Source organism: Clostridium luticellarii, from assembly GCF_002995845.1.
Taxonomy (GTDB): Bacteria; Bacillota; Clostridia; order Clostridiales; family Clostridiaceae; genus Clostridium_B; species Clostridium_B luticellarii.
This window is the reverse complement of the sequence record NZ_PVXP01000065.1, coordinates 1-17,928: the sequence shown is the minus strand read 5'-3', so window position 1 is coordinate 17,928 and position 17,928 is coordinate 1. Positions and strand designations below refer to the sequence as shown.

The 17,928-nt window shown below is 34.9% G+C and carries 19 protein-coding genes and 2 riboswitches; of the genes, 2 read left to right on the top strand and 17 right to left on the bottom strand.

Annotated elements, in window-relative coordinates:
* Positions 1-100: 100 nt before the first annotated feature.
* Positions 101-1,024 carry an ABC transporter ATP-binding protein gene (locus tag CLLU_RS15150; protein ID WP_106010617.1) on the top strand — a complete coding sequence of 308 codons (924 nt, stop codon included), beginning with the start codon at positions 101-103 and terminating at the stop codon, positions 1,022-1,024.
* A gap of 1 nt (position 1,025) precedes the next feature.
* Positions 1,026-1,781 (top strand): ABC transporter permease, encoded by a 756-nt coding sequence (locus CLLU_RS15145; RefSeq protein ID WP_106010616.1) that lies wholly within the window; start codon positions 1,026-1,028, stop codon positions 1,779-1,781.
* Positions 1,782-1,927: 146 nt separating this feature from the next.
* Here the strand turns inward: CLLU_RS15145 and CLLU_RS15140 are convergent, their stop codons facing one another.
* The 17 genes from CLLU_RS15140 to CLLU_RS15065 form a co-directional block, all read right to left on the bottom strand.
* Positions 1,928-3,760 (bottom strand): GTP-binding protein, encoded by a 1,833-nt coding sequence (locus tag CLLU_RS15140; RefSeq protein WP_106010615.1) that lies wholly within the window; start codon positions 3,758-3,760, stop codon positions 1,928-1,930.
* A 114-nt stretch (positions 3,761-3,874) separates the two neighbouring features.
* A complete protein-coding gene (cysD, locus tag CLLU_RS15135; RefSeq protein ID WP_106010614.1) occupies positions 3,875-4,675 on the bottom strand; it encodes a sulfate adenylyltransferase subunit CysD in 801 nt (266 codons plus the stop codon).
* A gap of 16 nt (positions 4,676-4,691) precedes the next feature.
* Positions 4,692-5,006 carry a 4Fe-4S dicluster domain-containing protein gene (locus CLLU_RS15130; RefSeq protein WP_106010613.1) on the bottom strand — a complete coding sequence of 105 codons (315 nt, stop codon included), beginning with the start codon at positions 5,004-5,006 and terminating at the stop codon, positions 4,692-4,694.
* Positions 4,990-6,681 (bottom strand): adenylyl-sulfate reductase subunit alpha, encoded by a 1,692-nt coding sequence (locus tag CLLU_RS15125; protein WP_106010612.1) that lies wholly within the window; start codon positions 6,679-6,681, stop codon positions 4,990-4,992. The genes CLLU_RS15130 and CLLU_RS15125 overlap by 17 nt, the downstream gene beginning before the upstream one ends.
* A gap of 4 nt (positions 6,682-6,685) precedes the next feature.
* Positions 6,686-7,231, bottom strand: a complete 546-nt coding sequence (gene cysC, locus CLLU_RS15120) for an adenylyl-sulfate kinase (protein ID WP_242977683.1) — start codon at positions 7,229-7,231, stop codon at positions 6,686-6,688.
* 204 nt (positions 7,232-7,435) lie between these two features.
* Positions 7,436-8,494, bottom strand: a complete 1,059-nt coding sequence (locus CLLU_RS15115; RefSeq protein ID WP_106010610.1) for a sulfate/molybdate ABC transporter ATP-binding protein — start codon at positions 8,492-8,494, stop codon at positions 7,436-7,438.
* Between the two features lie 4 nt (positions 8,495-8,498).
* Entirely contained in the window at positions 8,499-9,326 is an 828-nt protein-coding gene (gene cysW, locus CLLU_RS15110; RefSeq protein ID WP_106010609.1) for a sulfate ABC transporter permease subunit CysW, read from the bottom strand.
* An 11-nt stretch (positions 9,327-9,337) separates the two neighbouring features.
* A complete protein-coding gene (gene cysT, locus CLLU_RS15105; protein ID WP_106010608.1) occupies positions 9,338-10,156 on the bottom strand; it encodes a sulfate ABC transporter permease subunit CysT in 819 nt (272 codons plus the stop codon).
* Between the two features lie 90 nt (positions 10,157-10,246).
* Positions 10,247-11,302: a sulfate ABC transporter substrate-binding protein gene (locus CLLU_RS15100; RefSeq protein ID WP_106010607.1), complete on the bottom strand. Its 1,056-nt coding sequence runs from the start codon at positions 11,300-11,302 to the stop codon at positions 10,247-10,249.
* Positions 11,303-11,528: 226 nt separating this feature from the next.
* A riboswitch (SAM riboswitch) is annotated at positions 11,529-11,634 on the bottom strand.
* Between the two features lie 191 nt (positions 11,635-11,825).
* A riboswitch (SAM riboswitch) is annotated at positions 11,826-11,933 on the bottom strand.
* A 61-nt stretch (positions 11,934-11,994) separates the two neighbouring features.
* Positions 11,995-12,522, bottom strand: coding sequence for a 2-oxoacid:acceptor oxidoreductase family protein (locus CLLU_RS15095; RefSeq protein WP_106010606.1), 528 nt, complete (start codon positions 12,520-12,522; stop codon positions 11,995-11,997).
* Complete coding sequence (locus CLLU_RS15090; RefSeq protein WP_106010605.1) at positions 12,515-13,366, bottom strand: thiamine pyrophosphate-dependent enzyme; 852 nt, start codon at positions 13,364-13,366, stop codon at positions 12,515-12,517. Before CLLU_RS15090 ends, CLLU_RS15095 begins: the two co-directional genes overlap by 8 nt.
* A gap of 1 nt (position 13,367) precedes the next feature.
* Complete coding sequence (locus tag CLLU_RS15085; protein WP_106010604.1) at positions 13,368-14,540, bottom strand: 2-oxoglutarate ferredoxin oxidoreductase subunit alpha; 1,173 nt, start codon at positions 14,538-14,540, stop codon at positions 13,368-13,370.
* Complete coding sequence (locus CLLU_RS15080) at positions 14,524-14,775, bottom strand: 4Fe-4S dicluster domain-containing protein (protein ID WP_106010603.1); 252 nt, start codon at positions 14,773-14,775, stop codon at positions 14,524-14,526. The genes CLLU_RS15085 and CLLU_RS15080 overlap by 17 nt, the downstream gene beginning before the upstream one ends.
* A gap of 79 nt (positions 14,776-14,854) precedes the next feature.
* Positions 14,855-15,373: an ABC transporter permease gene (locus tag CLLU_RS15075; RefSeq protein ID WP_242977681.1), complete on the bottom strand. Its 519-nt coding sequence runs from the start codon at positions 15,371-15,373 to the stop codon at positions 14,855-14,857.
* A complete protein-coding gene (locus tag CLLU_RS19200; RefSeq protein ID WP_242977679.1) occupies positions 15,348-16,037 on the bottom strand; it encodes a hypothetical protein in 690 nt (229 codons plus the stop codon). The genes CLLU_RS15075 and CLLU_RS19200 overlap by 26 nt, the downstream gene beginning before the upstream one ends.
* A 123-nt stretch (positions 16,038-16,160) precedes the next feature.
* Complete coding sequence (locus CLLU_RS15070; protein ID WP_106010601.1) at positions 16,161-16,940, bottom strand: ABC transporter ATP-binding protein; 780 nt, start codon at positions 16,938-16,940, stop codon at positions 16,161-16,163.
* Positions 16,941-16,951: 11 nt separating this feature from the next.
* Positions 16,952-17,773: an ABC transporter permease gene (locus tag CLLU_RS15065; protein ID WP_338078793.1), complete on the bottom strand. Its 822-nt coding sequence runs from the start codon at positions 17,771-17,773 to the stop codon at positions 16,952-16,954.
* Positions 17,774-17,928 lie beyond the last annotated feature (155 nt).

Here is a 17,928-nt window from a genome sequence, read left to right as displayed (position 1 = left end):
GTGATATATTTGTATCATGTACTGAATACTGATTTTACATTGCTGACTATTTTAATATTCTAAAGGTATTTTTATAAAATCATAGGAGGAGTTGTAAATTATGAATAATAAAAAAGCTGTAGAATTAAAAAATATAAGTAAAATTTATGGGAAAAGGCATGCTGTTGATAATTTGAGTTTTTATGTTGAAGAAGGTGATATACTAGGACTGATTGGACCTAATGGTGCTGGAAAATCAACAACTATAAAAATAACATTAAAATTAATAAATAAGAATTCTGGTACCGTAAAAATTGAAGATTATGATTTAGACACATCATATAAAAAGGCAATTAAGCATATCAGTTTTACTTCAGAATCACCTTCATTTTATGAATACTTAAATGGCTATGAAAATTTAAGATTGGTTGCAAATTTGCACAAAACTATAAGTAATGATACAATATTTGATTTATTAAAATCTGTTGGTCTCATAGAATCATATAAGAAAAAGGTTAAGACATACTCCACAGGAATGAAGCAGCGCTTAGGGCTAGCCAGAGCCATGTTGAGTAATCCTAAGATAATACTATTAGATGAACCGACTAATGGACTTGATCCCAGGGGTATGAACGATATTTATAATTTAATAAAAAAACTTAATAGAGAAAATAAAACTACATTTATTATTTCATCACATTTGTTACACGATATTGAAAAAATATGTAATAAAGTAGTTCTTATCGATAATGGAAAAACTATATTTAATGGAGATATGCAATCAGTATTAAATAAAAATATCAATCTATTTAATATATACACCAGCAATAACAGTGAAGCGGCAGAACTCATAAAGGAGTTAGATGGAGTAATATGTATATCCAATAATATAGACTCAATAACTATGAAGATAAACTCTAATGACATTATTAACATTGATAGCTTAAAAAAACTACTGTTAAAAAATTCAATACAAGTGACTGATGTGGAAAAAATCAAGCCTTCACTAGAAACTTTATTTTTTTTAATGACAAAGGAGGATTAACATGTTTTTAATATTAAAAAATGAATTGTATAAAATTTTTCATAATAAAAGAATATATATGTTTTTAATAATACTTTTATTATTTATAGTCGCAATTGCATATCTTATAAATAGTATTGAACCATCTTTGCAAATGAGTGCAACTATGTTGGACAAACTCAAGGGAGCATATTTCCCAATTCAGATTCTCAGTACAATTTCAGATTTATTACTTCCAATGTTTGTGACTTTGATTATTACGCTATTATTTTCCGATGAGTATTATAATGGAACACTTAAAATTCCTTTATTAAACGGATTTACAAGAATTGAATTAATTACTGCCAAATTACTAATAAGTATAATTACTACTATTATTATGTTGATATGTGTATTTGCTTTATCATACCTAACTAGCTTTCTATTTTGGGGAGATGCTGTTTCAAATAATAAAGTTTTTGTAAAAACAGTACAAGTATATTCATTAACTTTATTGCCTTTCATTGCATTAATAACCATAGTATTATTTTTATCAATGTTTATTAAGAATAGTGGTATAATCATAGGAGTCATAGTTTCAGTACTTGTGCTTAGCAGTTTTATATCTAGTTTATTTCCAGGTGCATCACAATATATATTAACATACTATTTAAAAGCTTTTTCTACAAAATTAGATGGAATTAATTTATCAAAATCCATATCAATATGTATAGCGTATGGAATTGTGTTTTTAGCTGGAGTTTATGCACGATTTTCCAGAATGGAAATAGATAAATAGTAAGCTTATAAACAGCAGCTATGGATTTGATGTTATTTTTACAGAATATAAATAAATCCCAAGCACTAAAAGTAAGGAGAATATTTTTAGACAAAAAACAAGAAAAGGCCACCAGCAGTTACCCACTGATAGGCCTTTTATTCATACTATATATATCCAAGCACGTCTACTATATCTTCAACCTTTGAATCGGAATTAAATTCGGACTTGCCTATATAAAGTGTTATAACAGGATAATCAGATCTTTCATATTCAAATATGGAATCACTGTCCTCGCTAAAAATTGAAGGATTTCTTTTCCTGCATACTTCACCATCTGCATCTATAAATATCTCCACATAACTTTTTTCTCCAATTATGCTTTTGGCATATTCTCTGTCTTCTTTAAATCTGCTTACAGATGTCACTATGGTTATCATTCCGCTGTCTGCAAATAAATTTGCCACTTCCGCAATTCTCCTGGTCTGTTCATGGGCATCTTCAGGCTTAAATGTAAGATCGGAGCTGAGACCAAACCTTAAATGGGAGGAATCAAGATAATACACCTTTTTTCCCAAATCCATAAGCCTTTTTTCAAGTTTAACTGCTATTTCATTTTTACCGCATCCCGGAAGCCCGGTAAGCCATATAACCTTACCGCTCTGACCCAAATTTTTCTCTCTGTCCCTTCTCGATACCAGTCTCTTTCTTATGGATATATTCTTGCTTTTCACCCCTTTTATCTCCCGCTTAAGGGAATCTTCCACAGCTGAAATAATTCCACCACCGCTTATATCATAGCCATCCACTATTACAAATCTTCCAGTGGATTGAAGTTCACTGAACTTATCGAAACAAATAGGCTTCTCGGTCTTTATTGTAACTTCAGCCACATCATTTTTCTTTATAAAATTACGTTCATCGCTGTCCAGCGTAACTGCATCGGTTATCTTGTTTATTGATATTATTTTAAATTCCGCTTCCTGAGTTTCAATTTTAAGCTTATAGGTTTTATCCTTTACCAGATTATTGTCTCCAAGCCAGAACACATTTGCATTGAACACATTGCCAACAGTAATGGGAGCATCTTTATGACATATAAACTCCCCTCTTTTATTGTAAAATTCATTTTCCACAGTAATGCCTACAGACATCCCGGCCGTTACCACATCAGTCCTGTCACGATCCTGCCATGCTTCAATAGATTTTACTTTTGTAGTTTTTCCCGAAGGATAAATTACAATTTCATCGCCTTTCCTAAGAGTTCCGGATTCAATTCTGCCTGCTATGATTCTCCTGCTGTCAAACTTGTATACATCCTGAATTGGAAATCTGAGCTCTTTTTCCTCAATTCCTCTGTCCTTTTCTATACTGTCCATACTTTCCAGAATATTTTGTCCATTATACCAGGGCATCTTTTCCGATTTATTTGCTACATTATCCCCATTGGCAGCCGAAATTGGTATATACCCTTCCGGATATATATTTATGTTATTTAAAAATTTATTGAATTCACTTTGAACCTCATTAAACCTGTCTTCCGAGTAGTCCACCAGATCCATCTTGTTTATGGCCACAAATACTTTTTTTATTCCAAGAAGCGACAGTATATACCCATGTCTTTTCGACTGTTCCTGAACTCCTTCCTTGGCATCTACAACTAAAATAGCCGCTTCTGCGCTGGCTGCCCCTGATATCATGTTTTTCAGGAACTCCTTATGCCCCGGAGCATCTATAATCACATAATCCCTCTTCTCCGTAAAAAACTGGAGCATGGTTATATCTATGGTTATACCCTGTTTTTGTTCTTCTTCAAAGGCATCAAGCAGGTATGCATATTCAAATTTTTTTCCGTTTTCCTCGGATATTCTCTTCACTTTTTCAATTTCACCTTCAGGAAGCGAGCCGGTATCATAAAGCAATCTTCCTATCAAAGTGGATTTACCATGATCTACATGTCCAACAACTACTATATTTAAATTTTCCTTATCCTTAGCCATCTAAGTACCCCCTATTATTCGATTCACGTAATGTTTCCATCTAATAAAAAACGCACTGTAAATTTTTATTGTCAACTGTACACTGCAAACTGTCAATTGTACATTGTCAATTGTCTACATATATCCATCCTTTCTAAGCTTTTCAAGTGCATGTGCATCTTCCTTGTCCTGTGCTCTTCCAGACCTCTCAGTTTCATTGGTATTCTTAAGTTCTTCTATTATCTCATCCAACGTAGCGGCATTTGACTCTATAGGATTGGTACATGGACCACAGCCAAGGCTTCTGTATCTTTTGCCATTTTTAGCAAAATACAAGCTTACTACAGGGATATTTTCTCTTCTCACATATTCCCAGATATCCAGTTCAGTCCAATTTATAATTGGGTGCACCCTTATATGATTTCCCTTTTTAAAATCAGTTTTGAACTGATCCCACAGTTCAGGAGGCTGATCTGTATAATCCCACTTTGACTCTGCATTTCTCTCACTAAACACCCTTTCTTTAGAACGTGAACCTTCTTCATCTCTTCTTATTCCCACAATGAGCCCGTCAAACTTATATTTGTCCACTACCTGCTGAAGTCCGTCTGTCTTCAATGCCTTGCAGCAAACAAGCCTTCCTTTTTCAGGTCCCATTCCTTCCTCCAGCGCTTTTGTATTTGTATGAACTATTAAATTCAAATTATATTTTTTTGCTATTTTATCTCTAAATCTTATCATCTCCGGCATCTTGAAGGTAGTGTCCACATGAATAAGCGGGAACGGACAATTGCCGAAAAATGCTTTTTGGGCCAGCCACAGCATTACCGTAGAATCTTTACCTATTGACCACAGCATTCCAAGCTTCCCTAATTTTTTGTACGCCTCCCTAAAAATATAAATACTTTCAGCCTCTAATCTATCCAGATGATCCATTATTATTTCCCTCTTTCTAATATCTATTTGATTCTTTTCTATTGGTTATTATTGTAGTTTCAACATTATCTCCATTTACTAAATGCCATTTTAACTTATCCCTATTTTTACTGACATACAAATAGGAACCATTGCCCCCTATATCTGCCCCTAAATAGTACTTGATTGAACCATTTGGGCATTCTTTAACACAGGCAGTGCATCCCCAGCAGTCATTTTCATATTTTATATATGCCTTGCCCTGATCATCCTGGTATATAAGACTTCCAGGACAGACACTTTTACATTTAAGACATCCAATACAACTGTCCCTGTCAATTTTTATGCTCATATATCTTATCCCTTCCCACTATATCTCTAAATACAATATGCACTTTTCCTCTGCTGTACACGGAATTGACATATTTAATCCAATTTTCATCATCTCTGAGAGGAAAATCGCCATTCTGCTGATAACATCTCCACCTGGTTTCACGCCTTGCCTTCAAATGGGCTATAACAACCTTGCATATATACAATCTGTCAATCAGCTCATATATGAACAGTAATTCATGGCAGTCTTCTGCTTTTAATCCGCGGCTCATACAGAGAAGCTCATCTATTCTGTTTTCAGCCCTGCATAATCTTTCTTCATTATAGATATAATCCTGGGATATGCCTCCTGCATATTCATCCATGGTTTTCTGCATGGCTTCTTCCAGCTGGGCAGCACTGTAAAAGCTCTGTTTGTTTTCAAAAAATCTATTTACCTCACCCAGCTTGTTTTCTATGCTTTCTTTATCCATATACTCAATACTTGTGTTTTTAATATAATCCAGTGCTGAATCCGCTGCAATCTCACCTTCTGCAAAACATCCCGTCGCATATTTTTTAGGACTCCCTCCACTTACATCACCTGCACAATAAAGTCCCTTCAAGGTTGCAGCTCTTTTCGTATCCACCCAGTACCCGCTGGCACCATGACCTCCCACCAAATATGGTTCAGTCCCCTGGATTTCCACATTCTCCACCTGTAGGCTTCCATTTCTGTCCATCCATTTGAGGGCCTGGGATGGTGCCATATTCAAATAGGCTTTTATCAGATCACTTTCCTGGGTTTGCGTAATATGATTGATTTTCAGAAAACATGGTCCTCTGCCTTTTTTGTTTTCCACTACAGTGGCATAAAGCCTGTTTATAGTGGTGGGCTTTCCATAATTTTCAACATATTTTTCATCTCTGCCGTTTACCTGACAGGCGCCAATACCCTGAGCTATGGTTCCAGTAGGTGCTATGGTATCCTTGCATCTCAAAGCGACAAACCTCATTTCGAAAGTTGTCATTTCAGCACCTGCCCTTATTCCCATTGCATATCCCGCTCCGGTATTGAAGGGTGAATACCACATCTTATGTTTTGAAAAGCCCGGATTATTTGGTTTATATATGCCTGCCGCCCCTCCTGTGGTGCATATTACCGCTTTCGCATGAATCACATAAAATTCTCTGCGGTGAATGGAAAATCCATAGGCTCCTATGATTTTCTCATTTTTCTTTATATAGTCTATAATATTTACCCCATTCAGCACATGTATGCCGCCTTGACCTTCCACCGCCTTTGAAAGTATGGGTTTAATATTCTCCCCATTTATCTTTATACTTCTCCTGCCCCTTTTTACATACTTTCCCCTTGAATCCTTCAGGATGGCAAGCCCCATATTTTCTACCTCATTGGTCACACTGTTGAGCTTCTTTGCTATTGTATATACCAGATCTTCTCTTATGACTCCATTAAATTCTTTTTTTACATAATCTACAAAAGACTCAGGAGTATCACCTTCGTTTATATAGGCATTCAGGGCGTTAATACCTGCTGCCAGACATCCGCTCCTCTTTATATTGGCCTTTTCCGCAATAAGCACTTTTGTTTCCGGAGATCTTTTAGCTATTCTAAATGCTGCAAAACAGCCTGCGGTACCTCCGCCTATTATCAATACATCAGTATCCAGTTTTTTAACCATAAATTCCATTTAATCACTCCTGTATCCTACTGGACAAAAAGTCCACTATCTTATCTACACACTGCCCGGCAGTATTCAAATTGGTGGATACGACAATCTCCGGATCATCAGGTATCTCATAAGGGGAATCCACACCTGTAAAATTCTTTATTTCACCACTTCTGGCCTTTTTGTATATTCCCTTGGGATCCCTGCTCTCACAGACTTCAAGAGGGCAGTCCACATATACCTCTACAAAATCTTTTCCAAGCAATTTCCTGACCTTGTTCCTGTCAGCCTTAAATGGAGATATGAAAGTTGCAATGGTAATAACCCCGGAATCCACAAAAAGCTTACATACTTCTGCTATCCTTCTTATATTTTCAGTCCTGTCTTCTTTCGTAAATCCAAGATTGGAATTCAAGCCGTACCTTACATTATCTCCATCCAGAAGATAGGTGAGTTTCCCCATATCGTACAATCTCCTTTCAAGTTCGGAAGCTATGGTGGACTTTCCGGAGCCGGAGAGTCCGGTAAACCAGAGAAGAATTCCATTTTGTTTAAGCAGTTTTTCTCTCATCTCTCTATCCACCAATGTTCTATGCCATGATATATTAGTTGATTTCACACTCAATAAAAATTCCCTCCATTATTCTCAAACTTTTCGCCATTTTAGTAATAAGACTGCAATAGTAGCACATTTTACAACCCAATCAAAAAATTTCACCCTGACTGTTGCTATTCTGCATTTAATTGTATACGCCTGAACTTGTACAAAAGTATTTTATATATACGCGGACACAACATCGGATTTCACATTATTTTCAATAATTTCTACTTTATTATCCTTAAACAAATATAATCTGTGCACAAGGACAACCACTTCCTCGCCTATATGAAGATTGTCTTTTTCCAGCGAACGAATTCCTGAAACTTCGGCATCTCCCACCTTAACAGTTACTATCCAGTTGGATCCTGCAAAAGAAATATCCACAACAACCCCTTTGTCACAGACAAGTTCACATTGCATTTCCCCTTTTCTCCCAATTTCAACAAATTCAGGTCTAACAATAGCTTCTGATCCATCTGGGAGCTGCTTAAAAGCTTTAAATTCACTGAAATTCCCAATAATATTTGATTCACCGACAAATTTTGCTACAAAAGCAGTTTTAGGGTTTTTATATATTTCAACTGCACTGCCAATCTGCTCGATGCTTCCCAAATTGGTTATTATAATTTCATCTGCCACTTCCACTGCTTCTTCTTGATCATGGGTCACAAATATACTCGTTATTCCCAATTTGTGTATCATCTGTTTAAGCCAGGTTCTAAGCTCTTTTCTTACTTTTGCATCAATAGCGGCAAAAGGTTCATCCAGAAGCAGCAGCTGCGGCTTAGGAGCAATGGCCCTTGCAAAAGCAACTCTCTGCTTCTGGCCTCCTGACAATTGACTTGGATATCTTTTTTCCAGACCTTTAAGTCCAATAAGTTCTATTAATTCTGTAACTCTCTGTTTTATATATCCTTTATCTGCTTTCTTGATGGAAAGTCCAAATGCTATATTTTCATATACCGTCATATTTCTAAAAAGAGCATAATTTTGAAAAACAAACCCTATTCCCCTTTTACCCGGAGATATATTATTGACCAATTTTCCATCAATGTAAATTTCTCCGCTGTCAGCAGTCTCAAGCCCTGCAATTATACGAAGTATTGTAGTTTTCCCGCTTCCGCTTGGCCCAAGCAATCCTATTAATTTTCCCCGTTCTATCTCAAAAGATATATTTTTGGATGCTCTGTAGCTTCCAAATTTTTTATTAAGGTTTTTCACTTCAACATACATATATCTATTTCACCTCTTTTTTAGCTTTCCACTCGATAACATTCCTCAAAATTAAAATCACAATAGCTATAAACACTAGAATTGATGATACTGCAAACGATGCAGAAAACTGATATTCATTATATAATATTTCCACATGCAGCGGCAGTGTGTTGGTTTCTCCTCTTATATGTCCGGAAACCACAGAAACAGCTCCAAATTCACCTATAGCACGGGCACTGCACAGTACTATTCCGTACAAAAGTCCCCATTTTATATTCGGCAGTGTTATTTTCCTAAATATTGTCCACAAATTTGCTCCCATAGAGGCCGCAGCTTCTTCTTCATCAGTTCCCTGGGCAATCATCAGTGGTATTATTTCCCTGGATACAAAAGGAAAGGTTACAAATATTGTGGCCAGCACTATACCAGGCAGTGCAAAAATTATTTTAATATCATGCTGATAAAGAAAATTATAGAATAAACCACCTCTTCCAAAAGTCAGTACATATATCAATCCGGCTATAACCGGTGAAATGGCAAATGGAAGATCTATAAGGGTAATTAAAAAATTTCTGCCCCGAAATTTAAATTTTGCTGCAACAAAAGCCATTATTATACCAAATACAGTGTTTAAAACAACTGCTATACCGGAGGCTATCAGAGTGAGTTTTACAGCTGAAATGGTATTTTCTTCGGTAATAGCCATCATATATGCATCTTTACCCTTTTTAAAGGCTTCTATAAATATAAGTATCAACGGCATTCCCAGCATTATAAATAAAAATATTATTGTTACTGCTATGAGTAAATACTTAACTACGCCAGATTTAGTATAGTATCTCTTTTCCAATTTTCTCACTCCTATGCATACTTGTTGGCTCTCCATTGAATCAAATTTATAATAAACAACATAAAAAATGAAAATATGAGCATAACCAAAGCTATGGCTGTAGCTCCTGAATAATCAAACTGCTCAAGCTTGGTCATTATCAAAAGGGGAGCTATTTCAGTTTTCATAGGTTTATTTCCAGCTATGAATACCACAGATCCGTACTCGCCTATCCCCCTTGCAAAAGCAAGTGAAAATCCAGTTAGGAGAGGAGCAGTGAGCTGCGGAAATATTACCTTGAAAAAAATCTGTATTCTAGATGCCCCCAGAATAGAAGCTGCTTCCTCCACTCTGACATCCAGATCTTCCAAAACCGGCTGTACTGTACGTACAACAAAAGGTATGCCTATAAATACCAATGCTACAGTGATTCCAAATGTGGAAAACGATCCCTGTACCCCAAATTTAGCTAATATGGAACCAATCCATCCATTTTTTGAATAAAGTGTTGTAAGTGAAATACCTGCAACAGCTGTGGGAAGAGCAAAAGGCAAATCTATACATCCATCCAGAAATCTTTTAAAATGGAAATCATACCGTACAAGTGCCCAGGAAATAATCAAACCAAAAACTACATTTATGACGGCTGCTATAAATGCACATCCAAAACTCACTTCATATGATGCTATTACTCTTGGATTTGTTACAGTTTTGATGAAACCACCGAATCCCATTTTAGATGTTTGAATCAATATTGTACTGAGCGGAATTAAAACTATTAAACTCAGATATAAAACAGTCAATCCCATGGAGATATTAAAACCTGGGATAACTCTTGTCTTTCTAGCCATCTTACGCCTCCTTCCTGTATTTCTTAACTGTTATGCACAATAACTTCTAAGATTTAAAAAATCTCAGAAGTTATTTCATAATATATGAAATTACTTTTTAGGCTGATATATCTGATCAAATGTTCCTCCATCAGCAAAGTGGGTTTCCTGAGCCTTGGTCCATCCGCCAAATACATCATCTATTGTAAATAAATTAACTTTTGGAAATTGATTTTCATATTTCTTGGCGATCTCCTCGTCTCTAGGACGATAGTAATTCTTTGCTGCTATTTCCTGACCTTCTTTTGAATACAGGTAATTCAAATATGCTTCAGCCACTTTTCTAGTGCCTTTTTTATCGACTACTTTATCTACAACAGCTACCGGCGGTTCTGCAAGTATGCTCAAAGAAGGCACGACTATCTCAAATTTATCCTTTCCCAATTCCTTCAGAGATAAAAGCGCTTCATTTTCCCAGGCTATAAGAACATCTCCAACTCCTCTTTCAACGAAAGAAGTTGTAGCACCCCTTGCACCTGAATCCAGTACTGACACATTTCCATATAACTTTTTCACAAATTCTTTTGCCTTAGCTTGATCATTGTTGTTTTTCTTCAGGGCATATCCCCATGCTGCGAGATAGTTCCACCTGGCACCACCGGATGTTTTTGGGTTTGGCGTTACTATGGAAACACCTTCCTTTGTTAGATCGTCCCAGTCCTTTATATTTTTAGGATTACCTTTTCTAACAAGAAATACGATAGTAGAAGTATAAGGAGAACTATTATCTTTGAATTTCTTCTCCCATCCTTCATTAATCAGGCCCGCCTTTTGAATTGCATCTATGTCATAAGCCAATGCCAAAGTAGCCACATCTGCTTCCTGTCCTTGTATAATTGATCTTCCCTGTGCACCTGATCCACCATGAGATTGTTTTATTGTCACAACTTGTCCGTTTTTCTCTTTCCAATATTTTGCAAATGCTTTGTTGTAATCCTCGTACAGTTCTCTTGTAGGATCATAGGAAACATTCAAAAGTTCAACTGATTTTTTATTTTCTGATGCTCCTTCGGTATTCGCAGTATTTTTGCTTCCACACCCCGTAAAAGATGAAAGTATAAAAATACCAATTAATGAAACTAAAATACTAAATTTAAATTTTTTCACAAAGATTCCCCCTAAATTTAATTTAAAAGTTTTATTTCATCAAAATACTCATAAAAAATCCAGATATTTTGATTTAATACACAGTTTTTTCACACAAATTTCCTCCTCATTTTTTCTTTTAAGTCAAAATAATCTTGTTGTTATGAACTTCTTCCTGTTTTGGCAAAAAGTAAACTCAAATAAAAAATTTCCTGTGGAGAAACCACAGGAAGTCATGTCCTCTTGTCTCTCATCTTTCAGGATATACCTGCTGGAATTAGCACCGTTGAATATAAATTTATTCAGGTTGCCGGATATCATAGGGCCAGTCCCTCCATCACTCTTGATAAGAATCCCATATTTAATTAATGTAAATTTTAACACATCTATATTAATTTGTAAATATAAACTTTAATGAAATCTATAACCTATTTTAAATAGTCTTTTATTTAATTCTCCAATCAATACCTATTTGCAATTTAGAAATAAGTACATAAATAAAAAACTTCCTATGGAGAAACCACAGGAAGTTATATCCTTTTGTTTCTCATCTCTCAGGGTATTCCTGCTGGAATTGGCACCATTGAGTACACAATAATACTCAGGTTGCCGGACATCATAGGGCCAGTCCCTCCGTCTCTCTCGATAAGAAATTATTCTTTTTTAATTTACTACATGATATAACTTTTAAAATGACTTGTCAACAACATTTTTCAAGCTAAGTCATAACCTATTTCAAGTGCTTTCTTATTTTCTTCTTGAAATCGTGATATACGTTCTAACATTGCTTTAAAAATATTTTTTTTATCCAATATGTCTGACATTAAATTACCCAATACTCCCAAAACAATAATATTAGCAAAAATCTCTTTTCCCAATTCATTAGCAGCTATTTCTCTAGCATTTACTGATATGTGCTTAGCTGTTAGGTTATTGTCACGTTCAACATATCCCGGATCATATATTATTGTTCCATTTTTAACCAAATTATTAAATCTATTATATGCTGCTTTTGATAATGCACAAAAATAATCTGGATTCTCAACTATAGGACTGTCCACTGGGGCATCTGAAATAACCACCTGGCTGCGTACATATCCCCCCCTTGTTTCTGTACCATGACTAATTAACATAGTTGCATATGTTCCCTGATAAACAGAAGCCAAACTTAAAATCTGCCCCAATCTAACTACACCTTGCCCGCCAAAACCACTTATAAGTATTTCTTTCCTCTCACTCATTTTCATACCTCTTTTCTATATTCTCCACCCATTTTTTTAAATGATTAGAAAACTCCGTACGACCATTGCTATTATCATGATAAATTCCTGTATGAAAAATAATCTCATCATCAGGCAATGATTTTTTTTGTATGTCACTGGCAGTTTTTTCTTTAAACCATTTATAAGCATCTACTGGTTTACGAGTACCTAATGACTTTCCCATAAAATTTACAACACAAGGATAATATATTTGAACAAGAGAAAATCCTCTATTTTGAATAGCTTTTTTTATACTTTCTACTGCATTTCTCCCTTCCATACTGGTATGTCTTGCAAGAAATGTAGCTCCTGCATCTTTAAGTACATCTAATATATCAATTCCATCCTGTATCCAATTTTGCTCCATCATGCCATATGGACTGCTGTCAGTAACAGAACCTTTGGGAGTAGTCCACCCATATTGTCCTCCTGTAGATTGATAACCTAAATTATCTGCAACTATCACAGTAATGTCTACATTACGCCTGATACAATGAAGAAGATGAAGCAGTCCTATACCAAACGCATCTCCATCACCTACTGTAAGTATAATTTTTTTCTTTGGGGGAAGAGCCAATCTTAACCCTGTAGCTATTGCATAGACTCTGCCGTGGGTGCCCGCAAAATTATCACCCTTCCAGGTATTAAAAGTTTGTCGTCCCGCACATCCTATTCCCGTTCCCCAAACAATATCCTCTATATTTAATCCCAGTTCATCAATAGCCAAAAGTACCTTTTTATGAACTTGACCTAAACCACATCCACTACAAGCTGTACTTGGTATTTTCTTTAGTCGAAGATATTTTCTTGCCAAATAATCCATATTACCATGCCTCTCTTTCCCAAGGTTTTGAAACAATTGTCTCACCTTTTAAAAGTGTTTTTGTTATTTCAATTAATTCTGCTACCTTTGGCAATTCACCACATTTTCCAATAAAATGAATTTGACTGTCTTTGGGTGTAACTCTTTGGATCTCTCTCACTAGTTGTCCATCAAAATTTAATTCTACCGATAAGTATATAGATTTCCTGTTAAAAATTTCATTTGGAAATGGCCAAATGGATATTAGTCTTATTCCTCCAACCTTTAGCCCCTGTTTCCTAGCTTCATGCACTGCACTTTTAACTACTCTTGAAGGGCTGCCATAAGCTACTAATATAATATCAGGATCATCCTCTAAATAATAAGTTTCATATCTATTAATTATATCTCTATTATTTCTAATTTTATAGATAAGCCTATATGAATGTTTATGCTGCCATTCAATTTCTTCTGTATCGTATCCTTCAGAGGTAGGTGTCCAATCCGAACAGGCGGCTCCCGTATTATATCCCAAAACTACTGGCGGTACATCAATTTCATCAGTAGAAGGATAAAATTCCGGTCCATAATTCACTTTTCTAGGTATAACCTTTAAACCCATAGATTTAATTTCTTCTTCTGTTTCTGGAATAACCAAGGTTTCCCATCCATCTGTAACCATCTGATCCGCCAATATGGTTACAGGAGTTCTAAAACGTTCTGCTAGATAAAAAGCCTGGACTGTTATTAAAAATGCCTCTTGAACACTATTAGGTGCCAATACTATGGTTTCAAAATTTCCACCATGAGTTGGATATCTGCTCAAATAAAACTCTCCCTGACCAGGTGCTCCAGTAATACCGCTTACAGGACCAACCCTTTGAGAATTTACAATAACTAAAGGAATTTCACTAGATATTGCCCATCCATATGGATCTGCAAACAACACATAACCTGGTCCAGAGGTTGCCGTCATGGCCTTAAGTCCTCCCAGCGATGCTCCAATACAAATATGTAAGGACGCAAGTTCATCTTCACCCTGGAGATAATACCCTCCCACTTGTGGTAATCTCCTTGACATATTTTCAGCTATTTCAGTTGCAGGTGTAATAGGATATCCTGCAAAGACTTTACATCCTGCTATAATTGCCGCCTCAGTTATAGCTGCATTTCCCGTATTAAATGTTCTCTTCATTTTGTTTCACCCTTTCTTCTTTCTTCGTTATGTCGATGGCAAAATCTGGACATAGGTAGAAACATTTCAGACACCCTATACATTTTTCCATTTCAACTACTTGTACAAATCTATATCCTTTATCATTAAAAGATTTTTGAGCAGCAAAAACCTTTTTAGGACATACTTCTATACAATACCCACATTCTTTACATGGATTTTTATCAACTTCTACATAAAATGCATCATTTTTCATATTCAATCACATCTTTCTTAAAATTTTAGAAATTACCTTGCAATACAAAAATATAATTTGTCATTTATCGCTGTCCCATTTAACTCACGTTATTACGCCAAAATCGGGTTCGCCTTTCTAACGGTTCAAATAATATTTTTTCGAAAATTATCATTATAACTCCCAAACACACCATGGTCACAATAGTAACATCTGTTTTACCTGTAGCTCTTCCTTCACTTAGCATATACCCAAGACCGTTAGGAACTCCTACCATCTCAGCAGCTATAACCACACGCCATGCAAATCCAAATCCCAAACGAAGCCCCGTAACTATATAAGGAATAATACTCGGCAGCATTACCCTTTTAAGTATTTGAGCATGGGTAGCACCCATGGTTTTTGCTGCATTTACAAGATTAATATCAACATCTTTAGCGCCTTGTACAGTATTGATTATGATAGGGAAAATCGATCCAACAATTATGATAAATATTGCAGCCTGATTTCCCAATCCAAACCATAATATTGCAAGAGGCACCCAAGCTATACCTGGAACAGGTGAAAAAATTTGCACAAAAGGTTGAAATATATTATCCACAGTTGGTCTTAATGCCATAGCCAATCCTATCGATAAACCTATAATTGCTGATATGATAAAACCTATTACCACTCTCAACAAGCTTATAGATAGCTTTTGTAATAATTGAACCAAGCCTAACATTACAACCTGCCTCAGTTATCAATGCTGCATGAAGCCCAAATTTTCCAAGGCCTGCTGCAAAAGCTACATGACGTTCAGACCAAGTGGCATACAGCATATCAGCATTACTAACATATTCCTTATAAGATGGGCTCTTAATAGCCGCTGCGGCATAAAAACCATGATCTTTAATGTAATCAACAACTTGGGAAAGGACATCAGATATAAAGTAATTAGCAATATGTCTTGATAATGAGTAAATTTCTGATGGAAACTCGTCACCATTAGAATATTTACTCCTAATAAATGAAGTATATGGAAATACAATTGAAAGTACCCGAATACAATTTCCCAGGTTATCTAAAACAGGTAGACTATTATCGCTCCATAATTCTTCAGGTGTTAAATGCTCAGGACCTATTATCTTCTTAAATTTTCTAAATATAGGATCACTTCCCAATGCTACCCCAAATAATGGATTGCTGCTAAAAATTTGCTTAACACCATAGTTTTTTAATATATTATTGTATCCATCTTCATCAAACAGATTTTTTATAAAAAAGTATAATTCTTCATTCATAATTTTACCTCATTTATAGTAATTATATAATAATATGCTATTTTTATTTCTATTTTACCCTCTATCCCAGCTGCTCCAGTAGAATAAATACTTGGGTATAACGCAATTATTTCTCTATTAAAATTAAATAGCATAATCCGGCAATTCATAATCTTCTTTAAAAAATTCTGCATATATGTCTTTCCTTAAAACAGAAAAATCATAGCTGGTTCTATCTCTTGGTCTTCCAATTCCAACAGACAATCTTTTTTTTACAGTTCCAGGTCTGGAAGACATAATTACAACTTTATCTCCTAAATATATAGCCTCGTCAATGTCATGAGTAACTAATATCATAGTAGTTTTTTCTTTATTCCAGATCTTTAAAATTTCTTTCTGCATTTGTATTCTTGTAAGTGCATCCAATGCTCCGAATGGTTCATCTAAAAGTAAAACTTTTGGCTTATGCACCAAAGCTCTTGCAATGGCAGCTCTTTGTGCCATCCCACCAGAAAGTTGATGCGGGTACACATTTTCAAATCCCTTTAATCCAACTAATTGAATATGCTCCATTACAATTTTTTCTTTTTCGTATTTGTCCATGTCATATAAACCAAAGGCAATATTATCTTTAATAGTTAACCATGGCAATAATCTATGATCTTGAAATACCATACCTACATCAGTGCTGGGCTGCCTAATCTCTTGTCCATTTAATTTTACTGAACCAATATCATAACTAACAAGTCCAGCTATAATTTTCAATAAAGTACTTTTCCCACAACCGCTATATCCAACTATACTTATAAATTCACCTTCTGTAATATTCAAATTAATATTTTTAATAATATCTATTTGCTCATTATTGACTATATAACTTTTACTTAAACCATCTATATTTAAACATTCATTTTCAATATCCATGTGCAAACCTCCTAAACTGTTTTCCATCTTGTAGCTAAATATGCTATTTTTCTCAAAAAAATATCCATTAAAAGGCCAATTATTCCTATCACCAACATACCCACTATTACTACATCCGGCTGCATTAAACTTCTTGCATCATTTATTCTATATCCTACACCTGAGCTAGAAGCTATCATCTCAGCTGCCACAACAGACATCCATGAAGATCCTGCTCCCAGTCTTAGTCCAACAAATATATATGGAACAGCCGATGGAAAATAAACTTTTTTAAATAAATCAAATTTCCTTATTTTATATAATTTTGCTACTTCAATATATTCCTGAGGAGTGCTCTTGATTCCATCTATTGTATTTAGTAATATGGCAAAAAATGCTCCCATTGCTATCATAACAACTTTTGATACTTCTCCTATTCCAAACCAGAGTATGAATAAAGGTATCCATGCTAATGGAGGTATTTGTCTGATTCCGTTAAATACTATAGTGAAAAATTTATTTGTTTTATTTGAAATTCCCATAAATATCCCCATACTTATTCCCAAAACAACTGCTATTAAATACCCTTTTAGAACCCTTATTAAACTAGCATACAAATCAGCTTCTAATTGTCCTGTCTTTATTTGAGAAATAAACGATTTTATTATGCTTTCAATAGATGGTAACAAAATTGCAGGAACTATTTTACGTCTTGTAATAAATTCCCAAACAATTATAATTAAAATTGGAAAAGTTATATAATTAATGATTTCTCTACTCATATTAAATATTCTATTTTTTTTATATTTACTTTTTTGCTTATTGTTTTTTACTGTTTTTACTTCAATATTCAATTTTGAACTCCTTTCTATATAATTAATATTAGGCGTTTGCGAAACGCTGTAATCCGCATAAATGCGGTATATTTCTTGCTGCAAAATAAAATAACTCCTCACTGATTTATGGTAAAATTGAATTGAATCAAAAAACAAAATCACCATTATACCTC